Here is an 11,399-nt window from a genome sequence, read left to right on the forward strand (position 1 = left end):
ACACAGGTCAGGCCGACACGCTCGTTTTCACCCCACGCTCCGGTGCCGAGCCGGTGAAGTTGAACGGCAACGAGTTCAAGGAGGCCGTGGCGAAGCGTGCCTGGGAGGTTCGGCCCTCCACTCGGCCCCAGGAAGCCGCCCGGCGGCTGTTCGAGATGGAGGCCCGGAGCGGCTCGTACTCGTATGACACACGCAGCCGCCACCTCACTCCGCTCGGAACGGGCGAACACCTGGAGGGAGAGTCAACTGCGGCGGAGGTGGAGTTGACGCGAGGCTATCTGCGCTGGTGCGAGCGCACCGGCAGGCCCGGAGACTGTCTCCGCCTGCTGACGGAGAGCCCCATCGTCAACGGGGACGGCCGTTTCGCTCTGGCCCTGGCCCTCGCCAAGGGCGCCGTGCTGGACGAGATGCTGGAGGCGTTCAAGGACATGGCCGATCCACACGCCATGGTGGCGGCGGTTCTCTGGACGTGGACCACGTACATGGTCCTCATCTCCATTCCCGACGTGACGGTCTCGAAGGGCCTCGCGGCGGTGATGACCGCTACCCTCATCTCCTACGTGGGCATCGATACCTTCTGGGGTCTCGTCGTGGGCTTCAAGCGGCTGATGGACGAGGCGGATCGGGCCGTCACGTTCAACGAACTGCGCGAGGCCGGGGAACGGTACGGCAAGGTGATGGGCCGCAACACGGCGCGTGCGTTCGCCATGCTGGCCACGGTGGCGCTCGGTAACACGGCGACAGGGTTGGCGGCGAAGGTGCCGACGCTGCCCGGTGCGATGCAGGCGGCGGCACAGGCGGAGACGCAGGTGGGCATCCGCCTCGCGGCAGTGGGGCAGGTAGAGACGGTTGCCGTGAGTGCCGAGGCCGTCACCATCGCTCTTGCTCCGGGTGCCGTGGCGATGTCGGCTGGAGATGGCCGAGGCAACGGTCATGTCACGGGCGAGTTGACAGGAGGCGCGTCGGATACCCACGTTGACAAGGTGGTCAACAGCAACATGCCACACGCGGCTGAACGTGCGGTTGAACGGGCTGGTTTCTCGAGCGTGCAGGATGCTCGCGCAGCCTTGCAGGAGTTCGGCCGGCAGATAGAGAAGTCGGGGCTTCCGCCCGGAACCATTCGGGACACGGCCCACGCGGACCGCGTCATCGTTCCTGGCTTTGGCCGACGTGGTGCGGTCGTCTACCAGTTCAGGGATGGTGTATTGAAGCTGAAGACCGTTTTGCAGTGGAGGCCGTAATGGGGCAGACGGATTCCAAGAAGAAGCTCGGGCGCTTCGAGTTGCGAGTATCCGAAGACGATCAGGACGTGGCCTATTTGCGCCTCCCAAACCACCCCGGCGAGACCTGCAAGATGTCCAAGTCGATCAGGCTGGTCGAGCTCATGGGCTCCTACACGGGCCCGGATGTGGTGCTTGACTTCGACCAGGATGGAGTCCTGGTCGGAATCGAGATCCTGGCGTAATGCTCTGCCGACAATGAAGCGAACGGGGGAGCAACCCATCCCAAGAAAGCTGCGCGCCCATTCCTTCTTCTCCTCCTGCCTCGCCGCTGCCAATGCGACGGACTCCATTCGCTGGTTCATTGGAGGTGGCACTGGCACGTGTCGACCCAAGGAGGTGGGCCCTTACGGCGAGGGAGCGCGACGCCGCGCCGCCTCCACCAATTCGGCGAGAATGGCGCGGTGGCAGGCCGGCTCGATGATGCAGTCCTTGGAGCACAGCAACGTCACGTTCTCCCCGCGGTCCAGCCGCGCGGCCAGCTCCGCGATGCGCTCCTTCTGCCCCTCCATCTCGCTCAAGTAGCGCTCGCGATAGGCGTCCAGTGTGATGGTGACGCCACCCTTTCCGTGGAAGTCGGCGAGCAGCGGCGCGCTGGGACCCAGCTCCTTCATCCACACGTCCCAGGTCTCCTTCGCCTTGGGCAGGCCTCGGGGGCGGAACCGGCAGACGAGGACCCGGTAGCCGTCGTCCGGCTCGGCGGGGACACACCAGCGCTTGGTCTTGAGGGGCATGGCCTCGTTGAACATCCGAGGCGGCCGTTTGCTGCCTCGCTCGGGCCCCCAGGCCTGTGGCGGGCCGCTCACTTGGGCGGCCAGCGTCTCATCCGCATGAGAAGTACACCCCGGGCCGCATCCGTCCGACAGCGCACGCTCGCGCCGCCCTGGCGACACCCGGTGTGGCCGCTCTCCCCCATCTCGCTCACCAACCCGGAGGAATTCCCTGTTATGAAGTCAATCCGAGTTTCAAAAAGATGACGAGACCATCCGCCCCCATTCATCCCTGGTTCCCGACCCGCCAGCCCAATCCAAGCGCGCGCCTGAGGGTGTTCTGCCTCCCGTACGCGGGGGGAGGCGTGTCCATCTACAACGGCTGGGGCGCCGCGCTCCCGACGGGCGTGGAGCTGTGTGCCATCCAGTTGCCGGGCCGAGAGCGGCGAATCCTCGAGCCCGCTCTTCGGGAGATGCCCGCGCTGCTGGACGCACTGGAGCCCCAGCTCGCCCCGCTGCTGGACAAGCCCTTCGTCTTCTTCGGCTACAGCATGGGCACGCGGATCGCCCTGGCGCTCGCGCAGCGCTGGCAGGCCCGGGGCGCGCCCCTGCCGCTCGGCATGGTGATGGCCGCCGCGAACGCGCCCCACCGCCACCGCCCATCCCGGGGGGAGCTGGATGACGCGGGCTTCATCCAATTGCTTCGCAGCTACGAGGGCACGCCCGCCATGGTCTTCGAGCACCGCGAGTTGCTGGAGATGGTGCTGCCCACCCTGCGCGCCGACTTCGCCATCGCCGACACCGTGACGCCCGCGCTGCCGGTGGCCTGCCCCCTCTCCGCGTGGGCAGGCGAAGAGGATCCGTACGTGCCCGCCGGGGACCTCGAGCACTGGCGCGAGCTGACGACGGGCGAGTTCCGCACCCGCGTCTTCCCCGGCCGCCACTTCTTCCTGCGCACCGCCCGTGAGCCGCTGCTGGCGGCGCTGCGCGAGGAGCTCGTCCGCTGGTGCCCCGAACTCGGCGCCTAGTCGGCGGAGACGAACCAGGGCGCCGTGTCCCCCGCCAGCGGCACGGTCCGCTGGCAGCGCACCCGCAACGGCAGGCCGCGTGCCCGACGCACCGCCACCGCCACGGGGTGCGCCGCCGACAGCCGCAGCCGCACGAACTGCCATGACTCGGGCTCATCTCCCAGCCGAGCATCGAAGGTGACGCGCGGCGGCCGCCCGGGCTCCAGGTGGAAGGCGAACTGCTCCAACGGCAGGCTCAGCCCCGCGCCCCGCGCCTTGATGTAGGCCTCCTTCAACGTCCACAGCTCGAAGAAGCGCTCGCGCTGGCGCTCGGGAGGCAGGGCGCGCAGGGCCGCCGCCTCGACGGGCGCGAAGAAGGAGTCGGCCAGTTCCACCGTCTGGCCGGGGCGCTCGGCGTACTCCACGTCCGCCCCCACCTCCATGTCGAGCGCCACCGCGCACACCGCCATGCCGTCCGTGTGCGAGAGGTTGAAGCGCAACCGGGGTAACCCCTCGCCGACGAGCTCCGGTCGCCCGTACGCGTTGGTGACGAAACGCCAGGCCTCGGGAGGTACCGACGCGTAGCGCGACAGGGTGACACGCACCAGGGCGTGCGACACGAGGAACTGGTGCCGGTGCTTCTCGAAGCGGAAGCGCTGGTGGCGCTCGCGCTCGCCCGCATCGAGCAGCCGCAGGTAGGCGGAGAGGAGCCGAGGCTCGGTGACACACTCCGGCTCCACCACCCACAGGTGGACCTCGTCGGGTCGAGGAGGAAGAAGCGGTTCGGTGGGGGGGCTCGGCGTCATGGCGAGACCCCTCCCCTATCGCGTCACGGAGGCGCGCGCCAGCCCGGGAGCCAGCGCGCCGCCTCCCCGTTCACGGACCACTGACGACGCCGAGCTGGAGCTCCAGATCGAACGTCAGGTCCGGCGAGGTGCCACCCGTCTGCTTCACCACCACGGCGATGGTGTTCGCCCCCGGGACGAACGCGCTGGCGGGGATGGTGCCGGTGACGAGCTCGTTCTCCGTGCCGGCACTGGCGTACTTGTCGTGGGCGAGGCCCTTGTCCACGTTCCGCGCGAACACCTGCGTCCCATTCACGAAGACCGCGAGGCCATCGTCGAAGAGGACGCGCAGGTTGGCCTGGGTGACGGTCCCGTTCACGGTGATCGTCTTGCGGAAGTAGACGCTCGACTGGGACGGAGAGGTGCGAGTGATCACCGTCCCCTCATCGCCATCGCCATAGCCGAGCTGTCCCGCGCCCGACTTCCAGGCCGAGTCATCGAAGGTCGCCAGGTTCCAGTTCATGCCGGGATCCGTCCCGCTGTCCTGGTACTTCCACACGGAGCGGAAGGGGATCGCCATCACGCTCGACTGGCGGCTGATGGTGAAGGAGGCGTTGCTCACGTCCGACAGCGCGACCTCTCCGACGCGGGAGATGCGCACCCGGGCCTGGGTGGTGCTCACGTCCGGCACCGTCCACGCGTACACGCCGCTGTTGGCCACCCCGAAGGCGATGGGCGACCAGCTCGCGCCACCATCCGTGGAGAGCGCCAGGTCCACGCTCGACACGTTGCCGTGGCTGGACCAGGTGATGGAGGTGGAGGTGCCCGGCTGGAGCACCTCGCCACCGTTGGGCGCGGTGACGACCAGCGTGTCCGGCACCGGGCCGGTGGCCTGCTCCACCTCCAGCCCGAGCGCGAAGGTGAGGTCCGTCGAGGTGGCGGCCACCTGCTTCACGATGGCCGTCACCACGTTCTCGCCCACGCGGAAGGGGTTGGAGGTGAGCGGGATGGTCACACGCTCGTACGCGTTGGTCGCCGAGCCGGTCCCCCAGGCCGCGTAGGCCGTGCCGCCCCCCATGTTGCGCGAGAAGACGGGCACGCCGTTGATCCACACGGCGATGGCGTCGTCGTACAGCACCTCCAGGCGGGCATCGTTGACGAGGTTGTCCAGGGTGAGCTTCTTGCGGAAGTAGGTCGTCGGGATGGTGGGCGAGCCCATGTTCACCACGGTGGTCTCGTCCCCATCGCCGTAGCCGAGCTGCCCCGCGCCGGACTTCCAGGCCGAGTCATCGAAGTCCCGGGCCAGCCACGCGGTGCCGTGGTCGATGCCCCGGTCGTCGTACTTCCACGTGTCACTGAAGACGATCTTCTTCTGCAGGCGCAGCGCCTTGGGGGCCACCCGCACCATGCGCGCCACCGAGGGCACGCCGCGCCCGTCCACTAGGAAGAGCATGTAGTAGCCCGGAGGCGCGGCGAGGTTGTCGGCGGGAGCGGTCACGCTCAGGCCCTCGCTCGTCGGGGTGAAGGCCAGCTTGAGGAAGCGCTGGTTCTGATCGAAGGCATGCGTCACCGAGCCGAGGGCGAGCAGCGTCACCTTGCTCACCTGCGCCGCGTCCGGGGTCTGCACGACGAAGCTGGTACCCGGCGTGAGGAGGGCTGGAGCGGTCTGGATGACGGGACGCGGACCGTCCTGCTTGAGGTACGGGGGCGAGAAGATTTCCGCGGTGCGCCGGTTGCGACCGCCGCCCGTCAGCACGCGCCCATCCGGCAGCAGGAGCGTCGTCGAGTGATAGCCACGGTAGTCCACCGCGGGAGCGAGCTTGGTCCAGGTGTTGGTGTCGGGGTCGTAGAGCTCCGGCACCTTCACGGGCAGGCTCTCGTCATCGAAGTCCGCGCCGCCGCTGCCACCCGTCACCAGCACCTTGCCGTCCGGCAGCAGGGTGGCGTTGAGCTGCCGCCGGGGCCAGGCCATCGGGGCCCGGGCGAGCCAGGTGGGCGTGGGCGAGGCCAGGTCGATCTCCTCCACGGTGGCCGTGGGCGGACTGCCGCCGCCGATGATGAGCACCTTGGTGCCGTACATCACCGCCGAGCCGTAGGCGCGGCCGTTGTACCCGCTGCGCGGGCCCTCGAACCAGGTGCCGGTGCCCTCCGGATCCAACCAGCGGGAGCCGCGCCAGGGGCCAGCGAAGAACAGCTTGCCATTTGGCGCGAGGAACATGCGCGGGTAGTAGGGCAGGTCCTGGAGGGCGGTGGAGAGGTTTCGCCAGAGGCCCGTGGAGGCCTGCCACACCTGTGGCAGCTCATTGGAGGTGCCCGCCGCGTGGGTCTCCCCCGAGAGCACCACCACGTCTCCGTTCTGGAGCGTGGTGTTGGTGGGGTACCACCGGTTGTCATTCATGTTCTGCGTGCGGCTCCACGTGAGCGTGAAGGGGTTGAAGATGCTCACGTAGGGGTAGCCCACGTGGGACTCCTCGTGGCCGCCCGTCACCAGCAGCCGCCCGTCCGCCAGGTACGAGTGGCCCGCGCAGAAGATGTTGTAGTCCGCCAGCGGCAGGTTCGAGAGCGTCCCCGTGTCGGGATCCCACAGCTGCGGTGGACTCAGGCCCTCGTCGAACTCACCGAAGAACATCACCTTGCCGGTGGGCAACAGGTGCGTGTGCGTGGCGGATACCGGGAAGGTCGTCATCGGCGACCACTCCCCCACCACCTTTGGATCCGCGCTCGCCCCCAGCGGCACCACCGCCAACAGCGTGCCCACCGCGAGCAGCAGGCGTCTCACTCCAGCATTCACTTTCCACAACATCGTGCTCCCCCTCCCCACCAACCCCAAGCCGTTGCCGCCGGGTGAACGTAGGGCCCGCGCCCGCGTTGCCAAGCGGTGCCCCGGTCTGGAGCGCCTGCACCCTGATCGACAGCCCGGTCGCCCATGTGTCCCCACATCCGACATCTCCCGAGGGGTACGCAGTCGGTGACGGACACTCCCACTGCCCTGCGGGGTAGTTGTCCACGGGTTGGCACGGGTCGAGTTTCAGGCGGCCCCGAAGCCACGTGGGAAACATGCGAGGCGCTCGGGGAAGAGGGGGGCGGGCAGGGCGAGGCGAGACCGGGGGCCAACCGACACACGAGGTGTGTGCGGCGAGGGCGCGCCGGGCTCATCCGCGAGCCGGATGGGATATGGAACTCTTCCCCGTGCACCTATTGGTGCTGGTGGTGATGATGAACCGGTACGTGCTCGGTCCGCTGCTACGGCGGCTGCGAGGCGCCCGGGTCGACGCCACGGATGACAGCTACCAGCCGACCGTCATGGTCATCATCCCGCTCTTCAACGAGGGCGAGGGCATCTACCACGCCATCCGCAGCCTGCTGGAGCAGGACTATCCCCGGGACAAGCTGGGCATCTGCGTGGTGGACGACTGCTCCACGGACGACAGCCACGCCTGGGCCATGAAGGCGGCCGAGGGCCACCCGAACGTGAGGGTGATGCGCAACCCCCACAACATGGGCAAGCGCAAGGGCATCGCCCGGGCCGTGCGCGAGGTGGACAGCGAGATCGTCGTCTCGGTGGACTCGGACGTGGTGGTGCACCCGAGCGCCGTGCGCCAGCTGGTGCGGCGCTTCGTCGACCCGCGCATCGCCGCGGTGGGTGGCCGCACCTACGTGTCCAACCGTCATCAGAACTGGATGACGCGGATGATCGAGATCAAGTTCTACTTCGCCCAGGAGTGGCTCAAGGACCTGGAGCGCAGCTTCCGCACGGTGCTGTGCCTGTCCGGGTGCCTCACCGCGTACCGGCGCCACGTGCTGCTGGAGCTGGAGCCCATCCTCGAGGCGCGCAACATCGCCGGCATTCCCATCAAGTACGGCGAGGATCGCTTCCTCACGCGGCAGATCGTCAAGGCGGGCTACGAGACGGTCTACACCACCGAGGCATGGTGCGAGACGGCCGCGCCAGCCACGCTGGCGGGCTACTTCTCGCAGCAGCTGCGGTGGCGCCGCTCCAACCTCGTGGACATGATCTGCGGACTGAGCCACGCCTGGCGGCTGCACCCGGTGTTGACCGTCCACTACGTGTCACAGCTCGCGCTGCTGCTCTCCTACCCGGTCATCATCGTCCACAACCTGCTCAACGGGCAGTTCTGGGGCGTCCTGCTACTGCACATGCTCATCATGGGGGCCATGGGGCTCATCTACCGCATCGACAAGAGACACCTGCCCGCGGACATGCGCGTGCCGGCCCTCTCCTTCCTTCCCATGGGGTTGCTGATGCCCATCACCTACGCGCTCTTCACGCCGCTGGCGCTCTTCACCCTGGACTCGGGCAGTTGGGAGACGCGCAACAAGCCCCTGCCACCTGGCCAGCCGGTTGGAGGGGGCTCGACACCATGAATCAGCGCATCGCCAACAAGGTCAACACCCTCGCGGTCAACCTCTACAAGGTCCTGGGCACGGTGCTGCTGACGATCATCCTGGTCGGGCTCGTCTCGTACCTGGGCGTGCAGGGTTTCTTCTTCGTGAGCCGCGGCTGGCTGACGCCCACGGTGGTGTCACCCACGGATCCGGAGATCCTCCAGCTCAACGCGCAGCTGGCGCAGCAGGCGGCGGCGCGGGACAAGGTGCTGGCGGACAAGCGCGAGCTGGAGGCGCGGCTGGAGCAGGCCGAGCGGCTGCTCGGCGCCGAGAAGGACTTCCAGCAGCGCTTCCAGGTGGCACTGGGCAGCGAGCGCGCGGCCCGGGCGAAGTCGCTGCGCCGGCTGGCCGCGCTGCGCCAGGAGTACCTTCAGGCGGCCGGGGAGATCACCGAGTCCAACCGGGCCTACGCGGGCATGGCGCGCACGCGCACCGAGGCGCTCTACGAGGCCCGGCTGCTGGAGCGCGAGGAGCGGCTCACGGAGAACCACCAACTGGCGCAGATGGCGCAGAGCAACCTGTCGCTGGCGGAGGGCGAGGCCGAGCTTCAGACGAAGCTGGAGGCGGTGAAGCGCGAGCTGGGTGGCTTCGACGCCTCGCTGGCGGGCAAGTCCGAGGGCCTCACCACCGAGGTGCTGCTGTTGGAGCGGGAGTACACGCGCTCGGTGCTGGAGGTGACGCGCGCGGAGAGCGAGCGCAAGCACCTGAAGGAAAGCCTGCGCTCGATGGACGGGGCGGTGGCGCGCTACGACGCGCTGCTCGCCTCCATCCGGAGCTCGCCGTGGCTCAAGGCGATCGAACGGGGGCTGACGGTGGCCTTCGTGCCGTACGAGAACCTGGAGAACGCGCGGCAGGGCACGCCGCTCTACCGGTGCGCGCTGCGGCTGCTGTGGTGCCAGGAGGTGGGCGTGGTGGGCCAGACGTTGACGGGTGAAGTGACCGTCAAGCATCCGGTGCGCCAGACGATGCTGCGAGGCGTGATGGTGGAGGTGGAGCTCCAGGACGAGCGCTGGTCGCACGAGGAATTGCTGCACCTGGGGCGAGCGCCGCTGCTGCTGTAGCGCGAGGCCGGAAAGGAGATGCGGATGCGGTGGACGGTTGCATGGGGCGTGCTGGCCAGCCTCGGAGCGGGGGCGGCGCGAGCCCAGGAGCCGGCCGGAGCGCCGCGCGAGCCGGGCTACTGCGCCTTCGTGCGCGGAGTGGGAGACGCCGAGGCGGCGGTGCTGCTCGCACCAGACATGTTCGCGAGCGTGGGCCTGGTGAACGCGGGCGAGGCCGGAGGAGGCGTGCCCCTGGGCGGCACCACGCCGAGGCTCACCGCCGGGCTGAGCTACGACGTGGTGGGGCTGTACCGGGGCCTGACGATCCGCCGCCGGGCGGAGGCGGAGTGCGAGCGCTTCCGGGCCTTCTCGGCCTTGCAGTCCGCCGTGAAGCGGGGCCCGGACGTGGGCGCCGAGGCCGCGCTGGCCGCGCGTGCCCGGGTGCTGGAGGGTGCCCTGCCCGAGGCCGAGCAACTGCTGGCCTCGCTGCGCGAAGACGTGAAGGCGGGCCGGGCCACCATCGAGGAACTCAACGCCCTTCAGCTGCGGCTGGACGGGTTGCGCGCGCTGGCACACGAGACGGCGAAGGAGCGCGAGCGGCTCGCCGCCCTCCCCCGCCCCGCGGAGCGTCCGCTGTCCACGTGGTTGCAGGAGCTGCGCGCGGCGGATGATCGGGCCGAGGAGGAGTCCGGGGGCCTGCGGCGCGCGACGGCGTGGAGCGTGCGGCTGCGCGGCGGGTATGACGAGCTGATCAACGTCCGGCGGGACGTGCCGCTCTTCGGGATGCTGACGGTCTCGTACAACCTGGGAGGCCTGTGGCAGCCGGCGGCGAACGCGCGGGCGAGAGAAGGACGCCGGCATGCGCTCGAGGAGGATGTCGAGGGCATGAGCCAGGAGGTGGGCCGGCTGGTGCGCGAGCTGCGGGCGACGCACGGGGCGGAGGAGACGCGCCTGCGCGAGGTGTCGGTGCTGGTGGGCGACCTGGAGGGGCAGCTCAAGGAGCTCCAGGCCATGGAGACGGCGAAGGTGCGCCGCTACCGGGACTACTTGGTGCTGGAGCTGGCACGACTGCGCTCGGAGCGGGCGTGGCTGAAGACGCACGTGGAGGAGCTGGGCCGGTTCCTCGGGGAGGAGCGACCGTGAAGGTCCGTCGGGTGCTGGTGGCCTCGTTGCTGGGGATGCTGGCCCCTCCCGCGTCTGCGGAGAAACCCATGAAGCCGGACGACGCCCTCACCGCGGTGGAGTTGAAGCGGATGAAGGTGACGCAGGGCAAGCTGGAGTCGCTTCCCAACGGGCGCCTGGTCATTGAGGAACCGAAGGTGCGCGCGGTGGCCTCGGGGCCCTCGCGCGAGGCCCCCACGGTGCGGGCCCTGAAGACGCGAGCCCTGAAGACCCCGGAGGCGGAGGAGGCGCGAGTGGCGGAGCTGCGCTTCACGTACCTGGGGGCCACGCGCGAGCAGAAGCCCCTGGCCTCGGGAGAGCTGCGGCGCCAGGTGGGGCTGAAGCTGCGAGCGCGGGACGGGTGCAACGTCGTCTACGTGATGTGGCGCATCGAGCCGAAGCCGGGGCTGGTGGTGTCGGTGAAGAGCAACCCGGGGATGCACCGCTCGGACGACTGCGGGAACGGCGGCTACCAGACGGTGAAGCCACGGACGAAGGCGCGGGTACCCGAGCTCGAGGCGGGCGACAGCCACACGCTGCGAGCCGAACTCCAAGGCGCGACGCTGACGGTGCGGGTGGATGGCGAGCCGGTGTGGGAAGGGCCGCTGCCAGCCGAGGCCTTGAGCTTCGATGGGCCGGTGGGCCTGCGCACCGACAACGGCCGCTTCCACGTGGAGCTGCTCTCCGCTCCGTGAACCGGCTTCACCCCTCTCCCAAAGGGAGAGGGGACCTGCACGGACTCACACCGTCGGCTGGAGCTCCACCGAGGACGCGTGCTTCTCCTCCTCCTTGCCGAGGCACTCGGCGCGGACGGAGCACCCGTTGGTGGGGCAGACGCCCTCGCCCTGGAGGTCGAAGCGCCAGCGGTGGCGCGGGCACACGAGGTAGCGGCCCTCCTCGACCCAGCCCTCCTTGAGGTCCGCGCCCTGGTGCGGGCAGAAGCGGTTGACGGAGTAGCGCTGCCCGCCGGCGGTGACCACGGTGCGCTCCTTGCGCGCCTCGGTGGCCA

11 protein-coding genes are annotated in these 11,399 nt (G+C 69.3%); 7 read left to right on the forward strand and 4 right to left on the reverse strand.

The window, feature by feature from the left end:
- Together VF794_RS24205 and VF794_RS24210 are read left to right on the forward strand one after the other, a co-directional pair.
- On the forward strand, positions 1–1,241 hold a 1,241-nt coding region (locus VF794_RS24205; protein ID WP_331114291.1), incomplete at its 5' end, for a hypothetical protein.
- Positions 1,241–1,465, forward strand: a complete 225-nt coding sequence (locus tag VF794_RS24210; RefSeq protein ID WP_331114293.1) for a DUF2283 domain-containing protein — start codon at positions 1,241–1,243, stop codon at positions 1,463–1,465. The genes VF794_RS24205 and VF794_RS24210, both read left to right, overlap by 1 nt.
- Positions 1,466–1,627: 162 nt before the next feature.
- On the opposite strand, the gene VF794_RS24215 is transcribed toward VF794_RS24210, so the two are convergent.
- A complete protein-coding gene (locus VF794_RS24215; RefSeq protein WP_331114295.1) occupies positions 1,628–2,014 on the reverse strand; it encodes a DUF488 domain-containing protein in 387 nt (128 codons plus the stop codon).
- 239 nt (positions 2,015–2,253) lie between these two features.
- On the opposite strand from VF794_RS24215, the gene VF794_RS24220 reads away from it, so the two are divergent.
- The gene (locus VF794_RS24220) at positions 2,254–3,018 is read left to right on the forward strand and encodes a thioesterase II family protein (protein ID WP_331114297.1); all 765 of its coding nucleotides are present in this window, start codon (positions 2,254–2,256) and stop codon (positions 3,016–3,018) included.
- On the opposite strand, the gene VF794_RS24225 is transcribed toward VF794_RS24220, so the two are convergent.
- Complete coding sequence (locus VF794_RS24225; RefSeq protein ID WP_331114299.1) at positions 3,015–3,803, reverse strand: 4'-phosphopantetheinyl transferase family protein; 789 nt, start codon at positions 3,801–3,803, stop codon at positions 3,015–3,017. The two genes, VF794_RS24220 and VF794_RS24225, sit on opposite strands and share 4 nt — an antisense overlap.
- A 70-nt stretch (positions 3,804–3,873) precedes the next feature.
- Positions 3,874–6,561: a galactose oxidase-like domain-containing protein gene (locus VF794_RS24230; protein ID WP_331114301.1), complete on the reverse strand. Its 2,688-nt coding sequence runs from the start codon at positions 6,559–6,561 to the stop codon at positions 3,874–3,876.
- Positions 6,562–6,956: 395 nt separating this feature from the next.
- Between VF794_RS24230 and VF794_RS24235 the strand changes: the two genes are divergently transcribed.
- Genes VF794_RS24235 through VF794_RS24250 form a run of 4 tightly spaced genes read left to right on the forward strand, consistent with a single transcriptional unit; the run spans position 6,957 to position 11,085 of the window.
- The gene (locus VF794_RS24235) at positions 6,957–8,168 is read left to right on the forward strand and encodes a glycosyltransferase (protein ID WP_331114303.1); all 1,212 of its coding nucleotides are present in this window, start codon (positions 6,957–6,959) and stop codon (positions 8,166–8,168) included.
- A complete protein-coding gene (locus VF794_RS24240) occupies positions 8,165–9,250 on the forward strand; it encodes a hypothetical protein (RefSeq protein ID WP_331114304.1) in 1,086 nt (361 codons plus the stop codon). Before VF794_RS24235 ends, VF794_RS24240 begins: the two co-directional genes overlap by 4 nt.
- A gap of 24 nt (positions 9,251–9,274) precedes the next feature.
- Positions 9,275–10,372, forward strand: a complete 1,098-nt coding sequence (locus VF794_RS24245) for a hypothetical protein (protein ID WP_331114306.1) — start codon at positions 9,275–9,277, stop codon at positions 10,370–10,372.
- Positions 10,369–11,085, forward strand: coding sequence for a hypothetical protein (locus VF794_RS24250; protein WP_331114308.1), 717 nt, complete (start codon positions 10,369–10,371; stop codon positions 11,083–11,085). The genes VF794_RS24245 and VF794_RS24250 overlap by 4 nt, the downstream gene beginning before the upstream one ends.
- A gap of 45 nt (positions 11,086–11,130) precedes the next feature.
- On the opposite strand, the gene VF794_RS24255 is transcribed toward VF794_RS24250, so the two are convergent.
- Positions 11,131–11,399: Rieske (2Fe-2S) protein (locus VF794_RS24255; RefSeq protein WP_331114310.1), on the reverse strand; the 269-nt coding region annotated here is incomplete at its 5' end.

Origin of the sequence: Archangium sp., assembly GCF_036389735.1 — a bacterium.
In the GTDB taxonomy this organism is placed as follows: domain Bacteria; phylum Myxococcota; class Myxococcia; order Myxococcales; family Myxococcaceae; genus Archangium.

Excerpts from the sequence above, each read along its gene's own strand:
- VF794_RS24210 (WP_331114293.1), top strand. The coding sequence starts at position 1,241 with ATGGGGCAGACGGATTCCAAGAAGAAGCTCGGGCGCTTCGAGTTGCGA.
- VF794_RS24215 (WP_331114295.1), bottom strand. The coding sequence starts at position 2,014 with ATGCCCCTCAAGACCAAGCGCTGGTGTGTCCCCGCCGAGCCGGACGAC.
- VF794_RS24220 (WP_331114297.1), top strand. The coding sequence starts at position 2,254 with ATGACGAGACCATCCGCCCCCATTCATCCCTGGTTCCCGACCCGCCAG.
- VF794_RS24225 (WP_331114299.1), bottom strand. The coding sequence starts at position 3,803 with ATGACGCCGAGCCCCCCCACCGAACCGCTTCTTCCTCCTCGACCCGAC.
- VF794_RS24235 (WP_331114303.1), top strand. The coding sequence starts at position 6,957 with ATGGAACTCTTCCCCGTGCACCTATTGGTGCTGGTGGTGATGATGAAC.
- VF794_RS24240 (WP_331114304.1), top strand. The coding sequence starts at position 8,165 with ATGAATCAGCGCATCGCCAACAAGGTCAACACCCTCGCGGTCAACCTC.
- VF794_RS24245 (WP_331114306.1), top strand. The coding sequence starts at position 9,275 with ATGCGGTGGACGGTTGCATGGGGCGTGCTGGCCAGCCTCGGAGCGGGG.